The sequence below is a fragment of the Pseudanabaena yagii GIHE-NHR1 genome (genome assembly GCF_012863495.1).
Lineage (GTDB): Bacteria > Cyanobacteriota > Cyanobacteriia > Pseudanabaenales > Pseudanabaenaceae > Pseudanabaena > Pseudanabaena yagii.
Map to the genome: position 1 here is coordinate 1,116,646 of NZ_JAAVJL010000001.1, position 23,088 is coordinate 1,139,733.

Genomic DNA, 23,088 nt, shown 5'->3' on the forward strand with positions numbered 1-23,088 from the left:
ACTTAATAATTGGTAGTCCTAAAAAGGAAAGGATGAACGAGCAGGCAAAGAAGCGTTGTAGTAATGAATAAAATTCCAAATCGCACCAATGTGGTTTAGAAGTTACGCATTGACAGAAGGGAGAAGATTTGCAGGTAGGAGATAACTATAATCAGCTAAATTTTCCACGATAAAAGAGCGAATAACATCATTAAACAAATTACGTTTGAGAGCATAGCAATTCGCAATCAAGTTGTGGATACAACGCAACTGCAAATGGACAAAAGCGGAAATAGCCGCAAAGATATGATTGGAGATAGCCAGAGTCTGTCTAACGAAAAAACGCTCAATATTAGCAACCTGTTTAATGGCTCTATGGAAAGATTCAATTTGCCAATGCCGAGCATGGATGTCCATAAATTGAGTGCGCGTAATCTCAGCAATTTTGTCAGGGTTTGGTCGGTAGATGATGTAGTGACGGAATTCGTTTTTGAAAACCGTTCTAAACACCTTGACTAAACCAAACCCCTTAAGATGCATCTCTAATCCAGTATAGGGAATTTCGCAGTTTGCTACCTGAGCATATACGGTTACATCTGCGGTCAAGGAGAGTGAGCGATTTTTTTCAATGCCAAACAGAAACCCAAGTCCATAGTGTTTGATGTACTCAAGATTATCGACACTTGCATACCAACTATCACCTGTGACAAATGCTGGTTTCAGTCCCCATGCGATGACTTCGGCAAGCATCTCCCGAAAATATTCATTCTTGGTCTTGCCCTCTTCTTGGCATTGGTCAGCTAAGCAGGGATAGGGTCTGAAACGACCATTTCATGCCGACAAAATTGACGCAAATACGCCAATCACGCTTTAACTAACCAGTGCCCTCTTCTTTGTTATAAATACGGTAATTGACAGGAAAAGCACGTCCGTCAATATCGGTGTAGTACAGGGTGATGAGATTAATCCCCTTCACTACTTTCTTGTGTTTCCCTGACCAGAAATAGCTGATTAGCGGTGCTTTGCTGGTATTACTGTAGGGTTTATCTAGCACTGTATCATCGACACTCAGTACTCCTCCCTCTTTCTTGATGTTTGGCTCTACACTTTGGTAGAGGTCTTTTCCTGTATAGTTTTCCCGTAGCAAAAATCGGTTCACACTATCATGAGACACTTCTTTGATGATCTCGCCTAACCTCACACAACTTACCTGCTTTGGTTCTGGCAGTAAAAACAAGATGTACTTGTTCATGTCACATTTGGCTGTTGATGGTTTGCTGATTTCCCTCATTTTTGCTATGGCTATTGCTGGCTATTTCTATGCCTATTTTCTCCCTTCTGTCAATGCGTAACTTCTATGCCCCCTCAAAAAAATCAATCAAACAGCGATCGCCTATCCATCCCCCATAAACAGTGATCGCCTCTCAAAAAAATCAATCAAACAGCGATCGCCTATCTAAAAATTAATCAACCAGCGATCGCCTATCCAATCCCCATAAGCAGCGATCGCCTATCCAATCAACCATAACCAGCGATCTCCACTCAAAACAACAACCAACCAGCGATCGCCTATCTATTCCCCATAAACAGCGATCGCCTCTCTAAAAATCAATCAACCAGCGATCGCCTATCCATTCCCATAAACAGCGATCGCCTCTCCAATTCCATAATCAACGATCGCCCCTCTAAAAAACAAACCAACCAGCGATCGCCTATCCATTCCCATAAACAGCGATCGCCATTCAAAAAACAAATCAACCAGCGATCGCCTATCCAATCCCTAATAACCAGCGATCGCCACTCAAAAAAACATCCAACCAGCGATCGCCTATCCATCCCCACAACCAGCGATCGCCACTCAAAAAAATAAACCAATCAGCGATCGCCTATCCAACCACCACAAAGAGCGATCGCCCCTCTAAAAAATAAATCAACCAGCGATCGCCTATCCATCCCTACAAACAACGATCGCCCCTCTAAAAATTAACCAAACAGCGATCGCCTATCCAACCACCACAAAGAGCGATCGCCCCTCTAAAAAATAAATCAACCAGCGATCGCCTATCCATCCCATAACCAGCGATCGCCCCTCCCAAAAATAAATCAAACAGCGATCGCTAAGCTACCGCAAACTCAGTTAACTTCCGAGTCTCAAGATCATGAAAAGCCAAAACAATATCAGACTTCGGAATATCTTCCCTTAACAACTCATTAGCAATTCCCTCCTCAGTCCAATCATCCTCGATATAAATCTTTTGATTTTTAATACGGATATGCACCTGAATATTTCTATATTTTCTCTTATTTTGCCAACCCATTAAAAACCAAAAATATTGATCGTGAACCTCGTCAAAAACTAGACAACTCTCTCTTTCTCTAATATTAGAGTTAGTAGCCCATCCATGATATTCGGTCAAAATCTTTTTGATAACATCACGATACTTATCTAATCTATCCATTGTAAGATTTCCTCCTGCATTGTATTCACAACCAATAACTTAATTGAATCTATGCGTATCAGATCTTGAATTGAGTCTCTCAGAAAAAAGTTTTGATAACTGCTTTCTTTAATTGCCAGATAAAGACCATATTCAGGAGCAGTTAATCGGATTAAATTTCGATAGAGAATGTACTGTCCCAATGCTAATTCAAAATCTCGCATTGGTGACGGACTTAAAAAACTTTTAACCTCAACCACAATCTTTTTGCCTTGGCGTTCAGCAGCGATCGGCTTTTCGGCAGCTAAGTCAGCAAACAAATCAACATCCTTATATCGAATTAGATAAGGATCAGCCGTAATCAACCAGCCATCTTTGATGAGAGCATTTTTTACGGCATCGTGATAAATGTCTTTGGCTGGCATGGCTATAGCAAAAGAAAAAAGATCGTGAATAAACTCAATTTACTCTCATTATAGATACTTGTTGCAGTAATTTGTGAGGTGAGATCGCCTCTCCATCCCCATAAACAGTGATCACCCCTCTAAAAAATAAACCAACCAGCGATCGCCTCTCCATTCCCATAAACAGCGATCGCCTCTCTAAAAAATAAACCAACCAGCGATCTCCTATCCATCCCCACAACCAGCGATCACCCCTCTAAAAAACAAGTCAAACAGCGATCACCTATCCATCTCTTAGCCAGCAATCACCACTCAGATATTTTGGAGTTAGATCAATTAATTACTACACATTTATTAGAGTCTGATGTGTGATATGAGTACTGATGTGATTATTTGAATTCCACTGGAGCGCTTCCCATTACGGTTTCAATCTCTTTTTTTCCTATTTCCATGACTTCTTCTAAAAATAGAGGATAGTTATACTTGTCGTTCAGAGTAGTAACAAAATTACTCAGGGCTGTCAAACCATCTACAATTATCTTTGATCGATTTTGTATGAGCAAGCTTGACACTACATCTTGTATAACAGACAAAAAAACTTCTTCTGAAGACTGAGGATTAGAGTCAATACGCAACCTCAATACCCTACTACCATCACTGTTAAATATCCACCCCCACGCAAGATTAATATATTGGTTATTTTTGATGTCTTTATATTCCAATTGTTTCACCATATTTTGTTTGACTTAACTAATTATATGATCATTTTCAGATCTTGTAAAGTCTTGGTAATACATGATTCTAGCCGTCATTCAAAATATTTTTGCTTGCAAGTCTCAACCTTAAGTGCTAATTTTTAGATAAAATAAAGAGGTGCTATAATGTCAGACTTATTCAGTTTGCGGTTGAAAATTACAAGCCTAGGAATTGCCTAGAAAGATTAGATAAAATATATCAAAAGGCATCTAAAACTTTTTACTGAGTTTCGATATGAACAGTAATGAAAATGTTCCAAAGCTTATTCGGGATTTACAAGAGTTATCTAATAATTATATTGGAGTTGAAATCCAAAAAGAAAAATACATAGAAATCTTAAGATTTCTTCGGCAAATCTATAGAGAGAACAATCAAGAATTCTCGCCAGAAAGAATATTTTTGATTAATTCTTTGAAAGAAGATATTAATAAAATTAATCAGATATATATTCCCAATAGAATTAAACCAGTAATTTTCTTTCAAAGAAAAGATTGCGTTGAAGCAACTAGCTACGTGAGAGTTGGTATTCCTTTAGGAACAATAGTATTTAATAAAAACAATTACTCTGTAGCAGTAGTCTGTGATCGAAATGTATTGAATCACACATGCAAATTATTCTTTTTTAAAGAGGGATTTGAGTGGGTTAAAATAAGTGAACTAATTGCTATAGGACGTTGTGAGAAAAGAACAAGATTTACATACTGCTGGAGTTGCCAAGACACTCTTGGTATCGGTGACATGCAATGTAATAAATGCGGTTGGTATAAATGTACATCCTGTGGAGCATGTGGCTGTAGTTAGCTCTAAAAATTACTTGTAAAAATTAGAGTTTGGTAGGGTGCGTTAATGAAATGTAACGCACAATTTTTTTGAAATTAATAGGCGAGCATAAACCTATCAACAAACAAGCGGCGATTTAGCTTTTTTCAACTAACTCACCTTGCAAATATTTATGGACAATATCCTGAACAAAGTTAGACACCGAAATTCCAAGTTGATTTGCTAAGCTATAAATTTTGTCAGAATCTTGAGTTGACATCTGCAATTCAATCTTTTGCTTTAAAATTTGCTGCCTCGCCATATTTTGAAAACGGGATAACCCTTCTTGTTTATTGGAAATACTCACCCATTCATCATTCTCGATACTTTCTAGTAATTCCTGTTCTTCTATATCTAAATGTTGCATAGTTCCTAATCTCCTAAATATATCTTTTTCATTTTACGGCTAGGAAAAATTGTTTTTAGAAAAACACCTGATTCACTCTCAACATAAGGTACACAATACACATATTCTTTAACAGCGACTATGAAAACTGATTGATTAGCATACTTATCAGAATTAGGATGCTCAATACTATCTAACAAATATCCATCAGCGATCGCTTCAACAATATCTTCAAAAGATACACCTCTTTCCTGTTGGAGCAATTTGTTTTTTTCATCACTCCAAATAAACGCTTTCACAATGTAAACCACAATATCTCATAACAATTCTCTTGCAAATAGTAAAAATTAGGGCAAGCCGTTTATAGACTCACCCTAACATTATATGCAAATCAACTAACTACTTTGCACCCACAGGCATACCCAAAATGTCCTCAATGCGAGGCATATCCTCCAACGCAATCACCCGACCTTGATCTTCAAAATTGGCAATCTGATCGAAGTTGAGATAGCGATAGAGGTCACTGGCAAAAGGATCAATCTTTTTAGTGACGATCGCTTGGTATTCTTCCACAGTCGGAATTTTGCCTAGTAAGGCGCAGACTGCCGCGAGTTCGGCGGAACCGAGATAGACTTGAGCATCCTTGCCCATGCGATTATTGAAGTTGCGGGTGGAAGTAGAGAAGACCGTCGCGCCATCGGCAACACGAGCTTGATTACCCATGCAGAGAGAGCATCCGGGGACTTCGGTTCTGGCTCCAGCGACACCAAAGGTGCTGTAGATTCCTTCTTCTTTGAGTTGGAACTCGTCCATGCGGGTGGGTGGTGCGACCCAGAGACGGGCTTTGACGGCGGCTTCCTTTTCGAGAACCTTGGCGGCGGCGCGGTAATGTCCGATATTGGTCATGCAGGAACCGATAAAGACTTCATCCACGCGATCGCCTGCTACTTCTGAGAGCAACTTCACATTGTCGGGATCGTTAGGTGCGGCGACAATTGGCTCCTTGATTTCATTGAGATCGATCTCGATGATTTCCGCGTACTCGGCATCAGGATCGGCTTCCATTAATACAGGATTGGCGAGCCATTCTTCCATTTTGGCGATACGGCGCAAGAGTGTCTTAGCATCGCTATAGCCGCGAGCGATCATGTTCTTCATGAGAGCAACATTTGATCGTAAGTATTCGGCAACAGTCTCCGTGCTGAGCTTGATCGTGCTACCAGAGCAGGAACGCTCGGCAGTGGCATCGGTGAGTTCAAAAGCTTGCTCTACTTTGAGATCGGGCAAACCTTCGATTTCCATAATCCGACCTGCGAAGACATTCTTTTTATTCTTCTTCTCAACGGTGAGCAAACCACGCTGAATGGCAACGTAGGGAATCGCATTCACGATATCGCGCAAAGTTACCCCCGGTTGTAATTCGCCTTTGAAGCGGACTAAGACCGATTCGGGCATATCCAGAGGCATGATACCAAGGGCAGCAGCGAAGGCGACTAATCCTGAACCTGCGGGGAAGGAAATACCCAAGGGGAAACGGGTATGGGAATCGCCACCAGTGCCAACGGTATCGGGCAAGAGCATTCTATTTAACCAAGAATGGATAATGCCATCGTTAGGACGGAGGGCTACACCGCCACGATTGGAGAAGAAGTCGGGAAGTTCCTTATGGGTTTTGATGTCGGTGGGTTTGGGATAGGCGGCAGTATGGCAGAAGCTCTGCATCACTAAGTCAGCGCTAAATCCTAAGCAAGCGAGTTCCTGCAATTCATCGCGAGTCATGGGACCTGTAGTATCTTGAGAGCCAACAGTAGTCATTAAGGGTTCGCAAGAAGTATAGGGACGCACACCAGCTACGCCGCAAGCTTTGCCCACCATCTTTTGGGCGAGGGTGTAGCCTTTGCCTGTGTCGGCGGGAGTGGCAGGAAGGATGAAGACATCGCTGGCGGGAAGTCCTAAAGCTTGACGGGTTCTGGCGGTGAGGCTACGACCGATTAAGAGAGGAATGCGACCACCTGCGCGAACTTCATCGGTGATCGTGTCAGGGGTGAGGCTGAATGTGGAAAGAGTTTCCCCTGCAGCGTTCGTGATTTTGCCTTCGCGAGTGTGGATCGTAATCACATCGCCAGTTTCCAATTTGGTGACATCACACTGAATTGGTAAGGCTCCTGCATCTTCGGCAGTGTTAAAGAAGATCGGCGCGATCGTACTTCCTAAAATTACGCCACCCGATCGCTTGTTAGGAATGAAGGGAATATCGTTGCCAATGTGCCACAGCACCGAGTTAATCGCGGATTTGCGGGAAGAACCTGTTCCCACCACATCACCGACAAAGGCGACAGGATAACCTTTTTGCTTGAGTTCGGCAATGGTTTGCAGACCATCGGGAATGCGCGACTCCAACATACAGAGAGCATGGAGAGGAATGTCAGGACGTGAGAAAGCTTGAGATGCAGGAGAGAAATCATCGGTATTGATTTCGCCTGTGACTTTAAATACGGTCACGGTCACAGTTTCAGGCAAAGCAGGACGACTGGTAAACCATTCGGCAGCAGCCCATGAATCAATGACGGCTTTGGCTCTAGCGTTAGTTTTGGATAATTCAAGAACTTGATTAAAGGCATCAAATACGAGCAGGGTCTTTTTGAGAGCCGTTGCCGCCAAGTCGCCTAAATCATCATTGCTTAACAAATCAATTAAGGTCTGCACGTTATAGCCACCAACCATCGTGCCGAGCAGTTCCACCGCATAGGCAGGGCTAACTAGAGGGGATGTGCTTTCACCCTTAGCGATCGCTGTTAGCCATCCTGCTTTGACATAGGCAGCTTGATCGACTCCAGGGGGAATGCGATCGCGTAGTAACGCTAGTAAAAATTCCTCTTCGCCTGCGGGGGGATTTTGCAATAGCTCACACAGGGCTGAGGCTTGCTGAGCATTGAGGGGCAAAGGGGGAATTCCTTGGGCTGCACGTTCGGCAACATGGTCACGGTAGGCTGATAACATACGGTGTTATTTTTAATTCTTGAGTTGAGTTGGGATAGGTTGTGAGAGTATGCTCCCTTGGAGGCATACTCTCACAACCCAATCTAGGATTGTTATATTATCGATCCTAATCAACTTTGGTGCGTAAATTATGTCAGCTAGGATGCGATTTTCACTTTTAAGGATGAACCTGACCTAAAATTGCACCGAGGCGATCGTAGTCGTCTTTAAGTAAAATGCTGAGCTTTCGTCCTGCTTGGACTAACCAATTGCGATCGCATTTACGCACCTGATAGACATTGCGTAAGACTGCGGCGATTAGTTCATCGACAGGAGCATTGGTCATTTGGACTAATGTTCTCAAAAAATTTAACTCTTCCGTGAAGTTCTCAATTTCCTCTTCTTCACAAGCATAAACAGCTTGATGGATTTGTGGTGGTTGTGAGGGAAGATGCTGATAGACATTACCAACAGTACTAAAACCGAGTAGTACAACTTTAATTTCCGAACGGAGCATGGCAAAAATTTGCGGTTGCTGTTCGCGTAACTCTTGGAGGCTCAGACCTAAAGCCACTGCTCGATGCACAGAATCAATCGGTGCAGTCGTTGCATGATAAACCACCCCATAGGCGACGATATCGCTATTTTCATCCTGTTGGGATTTCACCCAACTGCCGAAAGCAGGCATCACAGGAAAATCTAAATTATCAGGCTCAAGGCACTGCGCGAGAAATTCTGTGGTGGAAGTTACCACAACCTCTGCAAGGTGTTTAGGATGGCGATCGCGACTAGACTGTGGTAAAGGTAAAAGCATGAAATCCCTCAAATATCAAATAGAGAATCGGCTGCCCTTCTACCACCCCAACGCTTCACAATCAGATCATCATAGCGATCGGCACTTTCTAAAACCTCAGTCAGCGCGAGCTTAAACTCATTTTGTTGACAAGATGCACCGAGCAAAGTCACATGAAATCTAACATCCCCATCCTCTGGCATACTAAAGCCCCCAAAACAGAATACATCATTCTGTTTGAGCAAATAGAGCATCAGATCATCACTCACTTCCACTTCCGTTGCGACATATGCCCAAATATAAATAATCGATTCTGTTTCATAAAAAGGTCGAATTTCTACCAGAACCGTTGCGGAGCCAAACTGTAAGCTAAAAATAGGATTGTGGGCGACGGGATGGGATATGCGATCACAAAGCTCTGGTAGCCAATCAGCTACTTTTTGATAACAATTTTTTTGTGCCTCTGTCTGAAAATTCACGCTTCAAATTTACCATTGATCAAAACCACTAAAAGTTTAACCCAATCTCAGAAGTTTTCAAGACTTGAGAGGTATACTCCCTTTGTGAGCATACCTCTCTTAATAATTATTTATAGCAATGAAAGTTTTGCTTAGGACATAAAACCCAAATAAATGAAGGCGACGCTTCGCGTCGCCTTCATTTATTAAAGGCTGCGATCTAAAGAGCGCTCACCACCCCAAGTTGCGACGATCGCATCATCATACTGATCAGCAGTTTCTAGGACTGAAGATACTAAAGTTTGTAATTCTTGGCGATCGCAGGTCGAGCCAACTAAAGTTGTGTGAAAGCGAATATCCCCATCATCATCAATACTAAATACCCCAAACTGAAGTTCCGAATTTTTTTTAAGTAAAAATCGCATTAAGTCCTGTGTAATCTCCGCCCCCGTAACCACATATGACCAAGTGGAAATAATTGCTTCAGAACTTCCCCAAGGCAAAACCTCAACTGTCGCTGTTGCGGAACCTAGTGGCAAAACAAATACAGGCATGTCGTATGGAGGTGAATAGACATTGTCATATAAGTCCTTCAACCAAGGTTGAATCTTCTCATAGCAAGCCTTTTGTACAGGTGTCTCAAATTTCATGTATTACCTCCATCCTTCAACTGTTCAATCTAAATCCCATTTATCCTACATATTTATGGTTTTCGCCTTGTCTATGCCAATCTAAGGCTTACAACGAGGAAATCGCCAAGATTTCCTATGCTAGTAATTGGTTACGCATAAATTTATATTTTTTATCTTTACTTAAAGATTGTGTTATTAAAAAGGAATCTATGCAGTATTCTGTGTTACGCGATCGCATCTTTGAGGCGTGCGAAGCACGACAATCTTATTGAGAGCTATTCGGATCAAAACTTGAGCCATCAAAAAAGACTTCTACTCCCCTTGAGGTGGATATGGGAATATTCGTATCAGGAACGCCGATCGCTTTCGCTGCATTTTTCCATAGATCCTCGCGATTAACCGCATCAATAGTTTCTTTGATCTCAAAATTGTCGGGTAGTAATTGCCATCTTCTATATTCATTTAAGAACCATAGATCATGACTCTTATAGGGATAAGAAACGGAGATACCATCATTTGACCAATACTTAATGGCGAGTGGATTAGGAGAGTTTTTAGAACTATTTGCTCTTAGTATTCCCTTAGTCTGCTGTGGACTATTTTTAAAAAGCTGAGAGAACATTTTTAGAGGTTCCGTAATCAAATTAGCTCCATTACTAAAGCTCAATGCTATTAATGTATTTAGTTCTCTCTCATTCGCAGGATTATCGCACCAGATCTGAGCTTCCATAATTCCTTGAAGTAAGGCTTGCGTGGCAATGGGATATTTATCCACCCAATCGGCACGCATTGCCAAGCATTCCCCCGGATGATTGCGCCAAATCTCCCCAGTAGCGATCGCAGGATAGGTTAAGTTCGCTTCCAGTAGTTTCAACATATGCCAGCTATCGAGACATAGCAAATCGGCTCTACTCCGCTTAATCTGATTACTCATCTCAGCAAAGGGAATTGCTAGCACATCAATATTGAGCTTTGGAACAACGTTCATTGATGCGAGCCAATAACGTAACCAGAGATCGTAATTAGTTCCGAGTTCGGCGATCGCGCAATTCATGGGACTACCAAATAACTTCGCCACATCCTGCCAAGGCGAAAAGGGAGCGCGTTGTATTTGAATGCCAAAGGGTTTTAGTCTTTTAGAAACAACGATATATCCGCCATGGGTATGCAGGCGCATCAGCATATACATGGCAGTTTTGCGCTTGTTAGGATTAATTCCCTCATTCATCATCTCAGGCAAAGGACTATAGAAATGTCCACCATCAATGCCATCGCTGTTTGTTCCTAGTTCCGTACCAATTTCGGTGCGATCGCTAATATCTGCCCATGACTGAAAGGGAACTAACTCCACATCGGTCATGCCATATTTCGCAAATAGCTTTTTATGTTGCGCGACTAGTAAAGGGGCAACTTCAAACGAGGGAATTATGCCTAGACGCACCGATTGAATTTCAGGATTATCGGAAATATTTGTAATCGGCGTTGGTTGTAATAAATCATTTGCCAAGGGTTTAGATGTACAGTTATTCAGTAAGACTGTACTGGCGGCAATCCCAAAGGTGGCAATAAATTTCCGTCGAGAAAGTGGATTCATAGGACTAAATCCATAGCCTCATATTTTGAGAAAAGATAGCAAAGCCATCTTTTCTCAAAATATGAGGGATTGTTTAAGCTAAAAACTCATGAACTATATCTAGGATACGCTGACTCGATTTGCCATCGCCAAAGGGATTAGCAATATTTGCCATCTGTTCATAGGCATTGCGATCGCCTAATAATTTAGAAGCTGCTGCCACGATCTCTTGAGTGTCCGTACCCACCAGCTTACTCGTCCCTGCGGCAACTGCCTCTGGACGCTCAGTCGTAGTACGCAAGACCAAAACAGGTTTACCAAGGCTAGGAGCTTCCTCTTGCAAGCCACCTGAATCGCTCATGATCAAATAGCAGTGCTGCATTGCGCCGACCAATTGCTCATAGTCCAATGGCTCCACTAAGAAAATGCGTGGATGATTGCCTAGTTTAGCGATTAACGGCTCCCGTACCACAGGATTCATATGCATAGGCAGAACTAAAGCCACATCAGGAAATTCTGCCAAAATCAGCAACCATGCTTGAATGATTTGCTCTAGAGGCTGTCCCCAATTTTCACGACGATGGACAGTGGCAAGAATCACCCGATGGGATGACCAGTCTAAACCTTTGATCTCACACTTTGGCGATCGCCCTGACACGTACAACAACGCATCAATAACTGTATTACCCGTATGATGAATTCCTTCTTTTACTCCTGAAGTTTGGAGATTTGCCACGGAAGCAGTCGTAGGTGCAAAATGCAGTTGAGCTATCTGAGAAACTAGGCGACGATTGGCTTCTTCAGGAAATGGATTAAAGAGATTATCGGTGCGGAGTCCCGCTTCCACATGCCCAATCGGAATTTGTTGATAAAAAGCCGCCAGAGCCGCCGCAAAAGCAGTGGTCGTATCCCCTTGGACTAAGACAATATTGGGTTGAATCTCTTTATATAAATTCTCTAAACCAATTAAGCTATTGCAGGTAATCTCAGTGAGGGTTTGCTTCGGACGCATGATTCCCAAATCATAATCTGCCTTGAGGTCAAACAATTGCATCACCTGCTCCACCATTTCCCGATGCTGCCCAGTTAACACAACTGAAGTTTGGAATTGAGGATTATTTCTAAATAAATGGATGACAGGTGCAAGCTTAATTGCTTCTGGACGAGTGCCCAAAGTGACGCAGACATGAAATTGAGGTTGCAAAATAATCTCCCTTGAAAATCGCTATCATACAATAGTGTGAGTTTCAATGGATGCGGCTTTGGGAGCTTTACCACCACCAAAAACACCATGAATTCCCCGCAAAGTCAGGATAATAACTCCACAAATCAAAACGTATTGGATGAGTTGAATTGCAAAACTGGGTGTAGTGAATATGGTCGTTAAGGTACGAGGATTGAAGGTAAATTTGGGAGACTGAAAATCGCTAATTCCTTCATCTGTAGGGCTACTATCAGGAATTGCAGGGACATCAGCTAAAAAGAATGGTTCTGCTTCTGGAAAGGGTTGCTTATATTCCGATTCAGAACTGAAATTTTGCCTCGTAGGAATATTTGGTAAGGATACAGGATGACTCACTTCACCAAATATTTCATCTAGATCCGTCTCAGAAGTTGACGATATCTTTTCACTAGAGCGATCGCGCTGTTCGTCATTACGCATAGACTTGGGGGGAAAGATTGGTAAAGGAGGTATTCTAGGTCTTTCTTGGGATGCAGCCCCTCCGCCATTTTGAGGAATATCGGTGATGTCAGTAATATCAGTATCGTCATCTAACAAAGAAATTTCTTCTGTCCATGCTGGCGCATCAAATCCTGCCTGCTGCCAAGAAATGGTGATTTTAGAGATGGTTTGAACTTCAAGGGTACGAAACCATTTTTTCAGCATTCTCACTAGTACTTGGCGCTTGGGAACGCGCACTTCATCATCTAGCGATCGCAGATCCGATTCGATTAGCACTTCCAAGCGATCGCCTTCACGCTCGACATTGGCGAGCATTCCCTGTGACTTCAGCAAACGGTTCATTAATGCTGTGATTGCACTAACATTGCCTTGCTTAGCTTGTTCGATCATCGGATTTTGTGCCATGAGAGCAACCTCAGATGCTTACCCAATAAAATTGCTGTTTAACTACGCCAAATGTATCAGATTTATGTAATTCAATACCGTCCATATAGCATAGAAAATAAATAAATAAATAATATAAAATTTTAATGTTAATTTTATACAATAAAATTTAGGTTTAGATCATCTCTTGCAGTAGTTTATAAATTAGTGGGTATGCTTATACCGTGCCTACAGCTTTAGAGAAAAGTAATTACACAAAGCGCAAGATAGCTTTTCTCAATTTTGGCTATTTATTCATCTCTATAAAATTGGTTAATCTATGAAAACACTACTTAAAAGTCTATCTCTTGGCGCTTTCTCTCTAGCAAGTTTAATTGCACTAGCTCCCGCATCCGTATCTGCGGCATCTATAACAGGAGTAGTCATCGGTGGCACTGCTGCTAATGATTTTTATGTTTATGATGTCAATGCTAGTAACCAAACTGTACGGATACCATCGCCTAACCTATCAGATGTTCAAAGAGTTTTAGACGGTAATGCTAGCAATCCTACTGGTAATGTCGAGTTAGCTGCAAGTAGTGAACAAAGCACCTTTGACTTTACCAAAAACACAACTTTACAAGGAACAATTGGTAGCAAAAGCCTAATTCTAAGCAGCCTCACCCTGTCAGACTGGAATTCCAGCTATTTAGGTACAACCTTAGGGCAATATTGGTTTAATCAGGCTCTAACCAGCAACGGTTTAGGTGCTCTTGTTGGCACAGCTACTGCTACCTCAGTTTTTAATTCGTTTGTGAGTAATGGTGGTTTCCAAAGATTTAGTGATCCTAATATTTCTTATGTGAATCAGGATGATACCACTGGCTTAATTAGTATTGGTTTAGCGGGACATTACAATGCAACTCCACTACTTTTTCCGATTGTCCCCCCTACTCTCCAGCCTCTATTATCAGGCAAAACCATACAGGCTAGTGAGTTAGTCAAATATAGCTATGACGGACAGACTGGCTATCTGTTTAACTTCAAGGCAACCCCATCTGGTCTAGTTGCTGCTGATGACGGGGTTTCCCATACTGGTAACTATGAATTGATACTACAAGGCGCTAGACCTGTCCCTGTGCCCCCAGCCTTGATTGGGATTGCCTTTGCTGGTGCTATAGGCGCAAGTATACTCAAGCGTCGAGAAGCTAACAAACTCTAATCAAGAAAAAGCGGTTCGTATAACGAACCGCTTTTTCTTGATTAAACGAGTCTAACTAGCTTGGCGCTTAAGTCCCACATTTTTTCTGCTCTTGCATCATCGCGAGCTTGAGGTGAAACTGTTTGCACAAAGGATTTGCCATCTTTCTTCTGGCGGTTGCCCCAACTCCAGTAAGCGCCCGATTGACGATATTCAGGATCGGCAACTACCGCAGCGACTCTTTCGCCTGATAGTTCTTGAGTTACATAGCCCTTAGTGATGTTCTTTTGGAACAAGGGGAATAACTTCTGGAAGAGAGGATAGTGATTGCGGAAGAGAGGTGTATCGGCAACACAACCGGGGTAGAGCGAGGTGAAGGTAATACCTGTGGATTCATGGAAACGACGGTGCAATTCTCTCATGGTTAAGATATTGCAAACCTTACTTTCTTTATAGGCTCGAACTGGTTCAAATTTCTTGCCATTTGCCATTGAGATCGGTGGTTTGAAGCCTTTCTCGAAGCCTTCGAGATTACCGAGATCTGGCTGTGGTGGAATCTTGCCGCCCAATTCGTCAGGGTTATGGGTGACAGTTCCAAGGATGACAACACGGCGATCGCCATAGGTGGATTTTTTCATATCTTCTAGGAGAAGATTGACGAGTAAGAAATGGCTCAGATGATTGGTGGTCATGGTTAGCTCAAAGCCTTCAGGCGATCGCTGTGGTTCCTTAAGCAGGGGTGTATAAATGGCGGCATTGACCACGATCGCTTCAAGGGATCTGCCTGTAGCACGGAATTTAGCCACAAACTCACGTACACTCACCAAGGAGCCAAGATCAACTTGAATGACTTCGTATCTATCTTTGGCGATGCCTACGGATTCTGCCGCTTTGTGGGTTTTGTCAACATTGCGGCAAGCCATGACGATGAACCAACCTCTATTGGCGAGAGCCTTGGCTGACCAAAGCCCTACTCCTGAAGACGCGCCTGTGATAATGACTGTAGGTAGCTGTGGATATGACATTTTAAGAAGAAATTTAGAAATTTATTAACTTTGCTTAGAATTTTACAGCGATTTGGACTCATGTGAAACTCAAGACTTTTTACCGAAACTGTTACTTGCTAAAGCTTTGAGAATATAGCGTTTCCCATTCTAGTGAAGCGTATGGTTGTTACCCCATATTCGCCTATCAAGGAAAGTGTGTAAAGTCTAGAAACTAGATGTGTAGAAGATCCTCAAAGAGGATATACCTTGACAGGGGGTAGACTTTATTTTTCATAAGAGTAAAGATGGAAGAAACGTTAACTTTTCTCCAAGATGCTCCGAATAACATTTACCAAGGAAGAAATAGATGCGCTGCATTACGAAAGATTCCATCATCCGCATCCACGAGTGCAGAGAAAAATGGAAGCACTATACCTAAAAAGCCAGAAATACGCGCACAAGGAAATTACACAACTGCTAAGAATCAGTGAACCGACACTGTTGAACTATTTACGAGATTATAAAGAAGGTGGGATAAGCAAACTGAAAGAACTGACCTTTAATCGCCCCCAGAGTGAACTAAAACAGCATCAAGAAAGTTTAGAGATATATTTTCGAGAACATCCACCTAAAACGCTGGCTCATGCAGCAGCAAAAATTACTGAGTTGACAGGGATTGTCCGTAGTCGAGAACAGGTGCGTCATTTCCTGAAATCGATGGGAATGAGTTGTCGTCGAGTGGGGCTAATACCTGCAAAGGCTGACCCAGCAGCACAAGAGGAATTTCTTAAAAAAAACTAGAACCGCGCTTAGAGGAAGCTAAATCTGGACAAAGAGCCGTTTTCTTTGTTGATGCTGCTCACTTTGTCCTTGGAGCCTATTTAGGCTTTTTGTGGTGTTTTGAACGCTTGTTTCTTAAATCTGGGTCGGGAAGGCAGCGTTTTAATGTCCTCGGTGCACTTAATGCTGTTACTCATGAGTTGATTACTGTGACTAATGATTCTTACATCAATGCTCAAAGTGTTTGTGACTTACTCCACAAACTTGCGGCTTTGGGTTTGACTATACCCATTACTCTTGTCTTGGATAATGCTCGTTATCAAAAGTGTGTTTTAGTTTTTGAGTTGGCTCAGTCATTAAATATCGAGCTTCTTTATTTGACTACTTACTCTCCAAACTTAAACTTGATTGAGCGTCTTTGGAAATTTGTGAAGAAACAGTGTCTCTACTCCGTCTATTACCCTGATTTTGATTCTTTCAAGTTTGCTATTGCTTCTTGCCTTGAGAATTCCCGCACTACTCATAAAGCAGCTTTGGATTCTTTATTGACTTTGCGCTTTCAGTCTTTTGATAATGTTAAGTCTATTCCCTGTTAAGGTATAGCAAAGCAATTGAGGGCAGGTTTCAAATCACGAATCGGCATAGTCCATTACACCTACGTCGTCCTTCACCATCTCGCCTACCGCACCAAATACGAATTTAACCTCAAACGCGAATTTCCTAGACTTCCCTTTTACGAAGACTTCCATCAATGGGCATCATGGGGAAAAGCTCTAATGGACTTATATCTCAACTACGAAACCATAGAACTAAACGGACTACAACGAATCGAAATTGCCATCAAAGACAACCCCAAAGCCAACCTCAAAGGCGATAAAACTAACGATGTGAAAAGCATTGATGATAATACCCCGTTAACAGGTGTACCAGCGATCGCATGGGAATACAAACTCGGCAACCGTTCCGCCCTTGAATGGATACTCGATCAATACAAAGAAAAGAAACCAAAAGATCCCACCATTGCCAAACTTTTCAATACCTACAAATTTGCTGACTACAAAGAACAAGTAATTGATTTACTACAAAGAGTTTGCACCGTCAGCGTTAAGACAATGGAAATTATTCAACTTATGTGAGCTTCCAAAATATGAAAATTATAATCGAGCTATTTAGACTGTTTATTACCGTAACGGATAAAATCAACTAACCGCTTTGGTAAACCGATCAAGCCCTTCCACAACCTAATAAAGAAGTTCTCAATTTTGAGAATAATTGCGTCTAACCAAAAAATTACAGTCATTACAGGATTATAGACATAGCCTAAAAGCGTTGCCTTAGCTTCAATCCATGCTTTTAACGGGCGCTCATTTTCTGTGTCTGAAGTTGAATTTTGATAGGCTAATGTTTCTTCTTCAAAGAGTAAACTACCTTCGATCCGATCTTGAGAAATTTGTGTGGTTGTGGTCTCAAAACTTTGTAACTCTCCTGAAGAGTTAATTGCTGCCATATCTTGAGACTTCGTAAAGGCATGAGACTCATATTCCAAAGGAAGCGGCCAAGGACCATTATCATCACCAAAGACATCTTCCATTGTTAGCCATGATTCCTCGCTGGGAGCTATATCAGAAGTTTCATCTAGAGAAGGTTTTGATACCTGTCTACCAAAGAAATAGGCGATCGCTTCGGCAATCAATCTCTGTAAACGTTCAAGTTGATCGTCAACTTTGAGCTCATCAGAACTTTCAGAACTATATTTTTTGGCTTTGTTTGGAGAGTCCTGAGAACTAGTTTGGAGCTTATCGGCTGCTTCTCCCGAGAGAAACTCTGATGCTTTTTCTTGAAAATCCCCAAGGACATCACTAGATGTTACTGCCTCGCCATCAAGAACGCGCTTACCGATAAAATAGGCGATCGCGGCAGCAATCAATTCTCGTAATCGCTCTAAGTTGGTATTTTGAGTTAAGGTTGCATTTTCTTTGATTGCACCCGTTGATTTAGCACGTCGTCGCCGCAATTTGGGACTAGAGGGTAAAGCATCAGATTCTGTACCTGATAAATCCGTTAATTCTTCATCACTAGCTAAATTTTGTTCTTGAGCATTAGCTTGATTGCCATGACCAAAGAAATAGGCGATCGCTGCCTCGAGCAAACGGCGCAATTGCTCTAGACTGCGATTTTTCCCTAGAGCGACATTTTCCGCTAAACCATTACTTTCTTTTAAGGCATTCTCCTCAGCTTGGCGTTGCTCCACCTGTTGCTGCCAGATTTCCGCGAAGATCCGATTAGCAATTATTCTTGGCTCTAATTCAGGATTATCGATGTTCGCGAGATTATCAGGTTGACGTTTGACGATCGCAGCAATATTGCGATCTAGTTGGATTTTGGTGCGATCGATCCAATTTAAGAATTTGACTAAAGGTCTTAAGAGTAAAGGAATTTCTGGAGTAATTTCAGGCTTTGGTAACTCTTGCTCAATTACCTGCTCAATATTTTCAGTATTTGCTTCAGATTCCGATAATAATCCGACGGACTCAGGTTGCGATCGCAGTTTTTCCCTATCCTCAGTTTTAGCGCGACTCAGTGTAGGAAAAATCCGCTTAGTCGTCGAGGCAACCAGATACACAGGATATAAAGCCGCTTTTGCTACTTGATAGGCAAGCAAACGCGGTAAGTCCTTCACACTGGGCATCTGCCTTAATTGGCGATCAATTAATCGTCTTGCACTGCGTCCTAATTTGGCAGGCAAGGATTGATCGATCCAATTAAAGAGGCGGCTTTGAAAACGTGGCATAGATACATCATAAAAAAGAAAGGCGCGATCTCCAATAAAAAAGGACTCCGAGCAGCACTCGAAATCCTTTTTTATTCAAATAAAGTTTACCAAGCAACTTAGTTTGAATTAATTAGAACAAGCCCAAGGTCAAAGACTTGTCAATGGGCAAGGTAGAACCGATACCCAAGTAAAGGGTAAAAGCAGTACCAAAGAGGAATACTGCCATCGCTACAGGGCGACGGAAAGGATTTTGGAACTTGTTGACATTCTCGATGAAGGGAATGAGGATCAAGCCAACGGGAATCAAGCTTTGGAGTAGTACACCCAAAAGCTTGTTAGGTACGATCCGCAAAATTTGGAATGCAGGATACAAGAACCACTCTGGCAAAATTTCCAAAGGAGTCGCGAAAGGATTAGCAGGTTCGCCAACCAAGGTGGGGTCAAGCACTGCCAAACCAGTAATCAAAGCGATCGTGCCAGTAATTACAACGGGGAACATGTACAACAAGTCATTCGGCCAAGCTGGTTCGCCGTAGTAGTTGTGACCCATGTTCTTTTCCAACTTGGCGCGCAAGATTGGATCATTCAAATCGGGGAGCTTTTCAGTCTTTGCCATTTTATTGCTCTACTATTGCAATGTATTTTTTCTAAAATTATCTAATACGAAAATCCTAAATTTGGTTGTAAGATAACAAACCTTACAAAGGACCAGAAATACCTTGCTTACGGATCATCAAGAAGTGAGCAAGCATGAATACAGCGATCAACCAAGGCAATACAAAGGTGTGCAAGCTGTAGAAACGGGTAAGGGTTGCTTGACCAACGCTTTGACCGCCACGAAGTAGTTCAACTAAGGTTCCGCCAACGACAGGAATTGCTTCAGGTACGCCAGATACGATCTTTACCGCCCAGTAGCCGACTTGATCCCAAGGTAAGGAGTAGCCAGTTACACCGAAGGTAACGGTGATTACGGCAAGGATTACGCCAGTAACCCAAGTCAATTCGCGGGGTTTTTTGAAACCACCAGTCAAGTACACACGGAAAACGTGCAAGATCATCATCAAGACCATCATACTAGCTGACCAACGGTGGATTGAGCGAATCAACCAACCGAAGTTAACGTCGGTCATGATGTAGCGGACTGAGTCAAATGCTTCAGTAACCGAGGGCTTGTAATAGAAGGTCATCGCGAAACCAGTCGCGAACTGAATTAGGAAGCAGGTGAGGGTGATGCCACCTAAACAATAAAAAATATTGACATGGGGGGGAACGTACTTACTAGTAACGTCCTCGGCGATCGCCCCGACTTCAAGGCGATCGTTAAACCAATCGTAAACTTTACTCATGTAATTGAAAAACCCAAGATTGCTGAACTAGTTAACAATTTTTTGATAGCTGTAACTTATTTTAATACTTATGATCGAGTGTAGGCAAACCTAAAGACGGTTTTTAACAAGTTTCACTAAATATATAGAAAGATATAGCAAGATCAAGCAAGTTTTCTTGCTGCTTATTACCCTGCATGAAAATACATTTCATGAAAATACATTTGTGCTTCAGATTAGCAGTTTTTGTGATTTCTCTATCCTGCTCTTGTGTGACTCCTCTATTGGCTCAAGGTTGCGCTAAAGATTCTCAGGCAAATCTGGCAAACAATAACGAAGAATATCCGCCAACCCAAAGGGTTGCCTCGGTTCGTAGCGATCGCACCTTGACTTTGGCTTGGGCTTTACCCGCAGAATTTACGGCAATCGATCCATTTGTAGGCAAGGACTATCAATTAGCGGAGCATGAAGGCATTGATTTTATTCATAGCAATCCGTTAATTACTCAGGTTTTGGTGCGATCGGTTGCCGATGGCACGGTTATGTATGTGCGTCGTGACTGCCCACAATCAAATTCCTTTGAGCCAAATAGTTTACATCGTGACTGTGGTGGTGATTGGGGCAACCATATCGTGATTCGGCATCCTAATGGACTATTCTCCCGTTATGCTCACCTCTACCCTGATAGCATTCAAGTAAAAGTTGGGCAGAGAATCCCTCGTGGTCAAGTACTTGGCACCATGGGCAACTCAGGACGCAGTGATATCAGACATTTACATTTTGAATTAGGTGTAGCAATTAAGATTAATCCCTGTGCGCCAGCCCAATCTTTTCACTATGTTTACAATCCAGCTACTTATTTACAATGGGACAATACCCAATAGAGAGTGGCGGCGCGAAGCGCCGCCACTCTTCTATTACAAGCAACCTAGTAAAACTTAAATTTATGAATGATTTACCTGATAAGTCCCTTGAGAAAGATGGCGATCGCGATCGCCATGAAGGTAACAGCGTTGATATTCGCGAGATGAATATTGATGATATTGCGCCAATTTTTCACTTAGGCGAGCAATTATTTACCAGTGACTTATATCCATACCTCTATCGCACATGGGACGAGTGGGAGGTGATCGGGATGTATAACACTGATTCGGAATATTGCCTAGTTGCCGAAATTGATGATCAGCTTGCAGGCTTCATTCTCGGCACAATCATCAATAAGGCATCTTGGAAATATGGCTATATTACTTGGCTGGGTGTAAATCCCAATTTCCAACGGCGAGGAGTAGCCGATCGCCTAGTCGATAAGATCATCGAACGCATGATTGAGGATAATGTACGACTCATGCTGGTTGATACCGATCCTGCAAATACGCCTGCCATTAATTTCTTTAATCGCAAAGGTTTCGGCAATGCCAGAGAACATGTTTTTCTATCGCTAAATCTCGCTAAACATGAATATTACGGTAGGCTGATCAATTACGAACGAGATAAAGCCGAACGCAACCGTCCGCGATCGCGCCGCCGCACATAACTAATCAGAAATCATTGTATTTAACCCTTAGAATTAGCACAAATTACATTTCTTCAGGGTTAATTCCCATCTCTCTGAGCTTTTCCATAAGTCTTTGCGCTTTTTGTTCAGCTTGAAGTCGTGCCTCCTCAGCCTGTTGTTTGGCAAGTCGCTCTTGATTAGCAATGAGCCTTTCTTGATTAGCGATTAGTCTTTCTTGATTGGCGATCGCCTCAGCATTAGCTACTTTTTCGTTAGCGGTCAGATAGCGATTTCCTGAAGCATCGTACCAATAGAGCCATTCCCGATACCAAGCAATATGCTCTCCCTTTTCATAGCCAAGCGCTAATCCAATTTCTGGCAACCAAACCTGATGATTTTGCATCGGCAAAAGTTCATATTTTCCTGCAATTAGTCGATAAACTTCTAATCGCTGTCTATGCTTAAACCTTCCTCTGCGACCACTGAAAGGGTTGTAAATTGCATAATATAAAATCCCTAAGGCTTGATAGTCGGCTAACTTGTCTTCATATTCGCTGTTATATCTTTCGGAAACAACTTCCAAAGACAGGATCGGCATAATATTCTCTTCCGCCCACAGCACATAACTCAATCGTCCTCGTTCCCCCGTATCATGCTTAACGCCGATCGCTAAAAAGCCATCAGGGACGATCGCTGGTTCGTCGGGATTGTAATAAACTGCCATATCCACACCGAAGTACCAATCATCGCGATCTGCCCAAATGTCAGCTAACAAACTCAGTAGGAGATTGGGAATGTCGTTCTGTAACTGATTATCCACTGGTGTTTCGTCTGAGGATGGCAATTCTTCGGCAGTGGGAAGAATTCGGTTCTTGCTGTAGGTGAGGTTGACCATAGCTTATTCAAGCGAGGTGTTGAGTGCTCATGATTATAGCAAACCTGACTATTGCAACACTTAGACAGGCTTGATCGTGGGAAGAACTAGGCGATCGCTTTTTGAATTTTCAGTAAAAGCAATAAGCACCTTGAAAAGTTAGAAAGTTAGTTAGTAACTAAGTTTAATTTTAGTAGTGATTGAGAATAAATTGAGGTGGGTACTGCAAATTGTGAAAATTTGTGACACTGGGGATGCAGACAAGATATCAATAGAAATAAAATTATCTTGAGTAAATTTTAAAATTTCGCATTTCAAAATTTACTCAAAAAAATATGATTTTGCAGTATTTTGAAAGTAAATTGATGATTATACTACAGTTGCGAATGAGTCATAAGCCATGAACATCAAGATTAACCTGAAAATTTAT

22 protein-coding genes and 4 pseudogenes are annotated in these 23,088 nt (G+C 42.1%); 6 read left to right on the top strand and 20 right to left on the bottom strand.

Annotated elements, in window-relative coordinates; translation table 11 throughout:
- Positions 1 to 18: 18 nt before the first annotated feature.
- From HC246_RS27110 to HC246_RS05360, 6 genes and pseudogenes are all read right to left on the bottom strand, one after another.
- Positions 19 to 102 (bottom strand): annotated as a pseudogene (locus HC246_RS27110) (IS1 family transposase); the annotation flags it as partial.
- Positions 103 to 1,270 (bottom strand): annotated as a pseudogene (locus HC246_RS26860) (IS701 family transposase). It lies immediately after the preceding pseudogene.
- Between the two features lie 317 nt (positions 1,271 to 1,587).
- Positions 1,588 to 1,854, bottom strand: a complete 267-nt coding sequence (locus HC246_RS05345; RefSeq protein ID WP_169362487.1) for a hypothetical protein — start codon at positions 1,852 to 1,854, stop codon at positions 1,588 to 1,590.
- 242 nt (positions 1,855 to 2,096) lie between these two features.
- Positions 2,097 to 2,438: a XisI protein gene (locus HC246_RS05350; protein ID WP_169362488.1), complete on the bottom strand. Its 342-nt coding sequence runs from the start codon at positions 2,436 to 2,438 to the stop codon at positions 2,097 to 2,099.
- Positions 2,426 to 2,842 carry a XisH family protein gene (locus HC246_RS05355; protein WP_169362489.1) on the bottom strand — a complete coding sequence of 139 codons (417 nt, stop codon included), beginning with the start codon at positions 2,840 to 2,842 and terminating at the stop codon, positions 2,426 to 2,428. The genes HC246_RS05350 and HC246_RS05355 overlap by 13 nt, the downstream gene beginning before the upstream one ends.
- A 368-nt stretch (positions 2,843 to 3,210) precedes the next feature.
- A complete protein-coding gene (locus tag HC246_RS05360) occupies positions 3,211 to 3,555 on the bottom strand; it encodes a hypothetical protein (protein ID WP_169362490.1) in 345 nt (114 codons plus the stop codon).
- A 256-nt stretch (positions 3,556 to 3,811) separates the two neighbouring features.
- Between HC246_RS05360 and HC246_RS05365 the strand changes: the two genes are divergently transcribed.
- Positions 3,812 to 4,378: a hypothetical protein gene (locus tag HC246_RS05365; RefSeq protein ID WP_169362491.1), complete on the top strand. Its 567-nt coding sequence runs from the start codon at positions 3,812 to 3,814 to the stop codon at positions 4,376 to 4,378.
- Positions 4,379 to 4,493: 115 nt separating this feature from the next.
- Here HC246_RS05365 and HC246_RS05370 read toward each other — a convergent pair whose 3' ends face one another.
- The 9 genes from HC246_RS05370 to HC246_RS05410 all read right to left on the bottom strand — a co-directional run bounded on the left by HC246_RS05370 (position 4,494) and on the right by HC246_RS05410 (position 13,266).
- Complete coding sequence (locus HC246_RS05370; protein ID WP_169362492.1) at positions 4,494 to 4,763, bottom strand: hypothetical protein; 270 nt, start codon at positions 4,761 to 4,763, stop codon at positions 4,494 to 4,496.
- 5 nt (positions 4,764 to 4,768) lie between these two features.
- Positions 4,769 to 5,041 carry a BrnT family toxin gene (locus tag HC246_RS05375; RefSeq protein WP_169362493.1) on the bottom strand — a complete coding sequence of 91 codons (273 nt, stop codon included), beginning with the start codon at positions 5,039 to 5,041 and terminating at the stop codon, positions 4,769 to 4,771.
- Positions 5,042 to 5,141: 100 nt separating this feature from the next.
- Positions 5,142 to 7,742: a bifunctional aconitate hydratase 2/2-methylisocitrate dehydratase gene (gene acnB / locus HC246_RS05380; protein ID WP_169362494.1), complete on the bottom strand. Its 2,601-nt coding sequence runs from the start codon at positions 7,740 to 7,742 to the stop codon at positions 5,142 to 5,144.
- A 157-nt stretch (positions 7,743 to 7,899) separates the two neighbouring features.
- Entirely contained in the window at positions 7,900 to 8,535 is a 636-nt protein-coding gene (locus HC246_RS05385) for a hypothetical protein (RefSeq protein ID WP_169362495.1), read from the bottom strand.
- Between the two features lie 8 nt (positions 8,536 to 8,543).
- Positions 8,544 to 8,993 carry a T3SS (YopN, CesT) and YbjN peptide-binding chaperone 1 gene (locus tag HC246_RS05390; protein WP_169362496.1) on the bottom strand — a complete coding sequence of 150 codons (450 nt, stop codon included), beginning with the start codon at positions 8,991 to 8,993 and terminating at the stop codon, positions 8,544 to 8,546.
- 185 nt (positions 8,994 to 9,178) lie between these two features.
- Positions 9,179 to 9,622, bottom strand: a complete 444-nt coding sequence (locus HC246_RS05395) for a T3SS (YopN, CesT) and YbjN peptide-binding chaperone 1 (protein WP_126384156.1) — start codon at positions 9,620 to 9,622, stop codon at positions 9,179 to 9,181.
- 247 nt (positions 9,623 to 9,869) lie between these two features.
- On the bottom strand, positions 9,870 to 11,198 hold the full coding sequence (locus tag HC246_RS05400; protein WP_169362497.1) for a CmpA/NrtA family ABC transporter substrate-binding protein: 1,329 nt from the start codon (positions 11,196 to 11,198) through the stop codon (positions 9,870 to 9,872).
- A gap of 73 nt (positions 11,199 to 11,271) precedes the next feature.
- On the bottom strand, positions 11,272 to 12,381 hold the full coding sequence (gene wecB, locus HC246_RS05405) for a non-hydrolyzing UDP-N-acetylglucosamine 2-epimerase (protein ID WP_169362498.1): 1,110 nt from the start codon (positions 12,379 to 12,381) through the stop codon (positions 11,272 to 11,274).
- 24 nt (positions 12,382 to 12,405) lie between these two features.
- Positions 12,406 to 13,266: a hypothetical protein gene (locus tag HC246_RS05410; protein ID WP_169362499.1), complete on the bottom strand. Its 861-nt coding sequence runs from the start codon at positions 13,264 to 13,266 to the stop codon at positions 12,406 to 12,408.
- A 298-nt stretch (positions 13,267 to 13,564) separates the two neighbouring features.
- Between HC246_RS05410 and HC246_RS25420 the strand changes: the two genes are divergently transcribed.
- Positions 13,565 to 14,446: an NF038130 family PEP-CTERM protein gene (locus tag HC246_RS25420; protein ID WP_211167634.1), complete on the top strand. Its 882-nt coding sequence runs from the start codon at positions 13,565 to 13,567 to the stop codon at positions 14,444 to 14,446.
- A 41-nt stretch (positions 14,447 to 14,487) separates the two neighbouring features.
- Here the strand turns inward: HC246_RS25420 and HC246_RS05420 are convergent, their stop codons facing one another.
- Positions 14,488 to 15,450 carry a protochlorophyllide reductase gene (locus HC246_RS05420; protein WP_169362500.1) on the bottom strand — a complete coding sequence of 321 codons (963 nt, stop codon included), beginning with the start codon at positions 15,448 to 15,450 and terminating at the stop codon, positions 14,488 to 14,490.
- Between the two features lie 294 nt (positions 15,451 to 15,744).
- Here HC246_RS05420 and HC246_RS05425 point away from each other — a divergent pair.
- Together HC246_RS05425 and HC246_RS05430 are read left to right on the top strand one after the other, a co-directional pair.
- Positions 15,745 to 16,787: pseudogene (locus HC246_RS05425) on the top strand (IS630 family transposase).
- A gap of 33 nt (positions 16,788 to 16,820) precedes the next feature.
- Positions 16,821 to 17,327 (top strand): annotated as a pseudogene (locus tag HC246_RS05430) (type ISP restriction/modification enzyme); the annotation flags it as partial.
- 29 nt (positions 17,328 to 17,356) lie between these two features.
- Here HC246_RS05430 and HC246_RS05435 read toward each other — a convergent pair.
- From HC246_RS05435 to petB, 3 genes are all read right to left on the bottom strand, one after another.
- Positions 17,357 to 18,982 (bottom strand): hypothetical protein, encoded by a 1,626-nt coding sequence (locus tag HC246_RS05435; protein ID WP_169362501.1) that lies wholly within the window; start codon positions 18,980 to 18,982, stop codon positions 17,357 to 17,359.
- Between the two features lie 112 nt (positions 18,983 to 19,094).
- The gene (gene petD / locus HC246_RS05440; protein ID WP_126386221.1) at positions 19,095 to 19,580 is read right to left on the bottom strand and encodes a cytochrome b6-f complex subunit IV; all 486 of its coding nucleotides are present in this window, start codon (positions 19,578 to 19,580) and stop codon (positions 19,095 to 19,097) included.
- An 82-nt stretch (positions 19,581 to 19,662) separates the two neighbouring features.
- Complete coding sequence (petB, locus tag HC246_RS05445) at positions 19,663 to 20,310, bottom strand: cytochrome b6 (protein WP_126386220.1); 648 nt, start codon at positions 20,308 to 20,310, stop codon at positions 19,663 to 19,665.
- Between the two features lie 191 nt (positions 20,311 to 20,501).
- Here petB and HC246_RS05450 point away from each other — a divergent pair, with 191 nt between their 5' ends.
- Positions 20,502 to 21,173, top strand: coding sequence for a M23 family metallopeptidase (locus HC246_RS05450; protein WP_169362502.1), 672 nt, complete (start codon positions 20,502 to 20,504; stop codon positions 21,171 to 21,173).
- A 62-nt stretch (positions 21,174 to 21,235) separates the two neighbouring features.
- Positions 21,236 to 21,823 (top strand): GNAT family N-acetyltransferase, encoded by a 588-nt coding sequence (locus HC246_RS05455; protein WP_169362503.1) that lies wholly within the window; start codon positions 21,236 to 21,238, stop codon positions 21,821 to 21,823.
- Positions 21,824 to 21,866: 43 nt separating this feature from the next.
- On the opposite strand, the gene HC246_RS05460 is transcribed toward HC246_RS05455, so the two are convergent.
- The gene (locus HC246_RS05460; protein WP_169362504.1) at positions 21,867 to 22,679 is read right to left on the bottom strand and encodes a Uma2 family endonuclease; all 813 of its coding nucleotides are present in this window, start codon (positions 22,677 to 22,679) and stop codon (positions 21,867 to 21,869) included.
- Positions 22,680 to 23,088 lie beyond the last annotated feature (409 nt).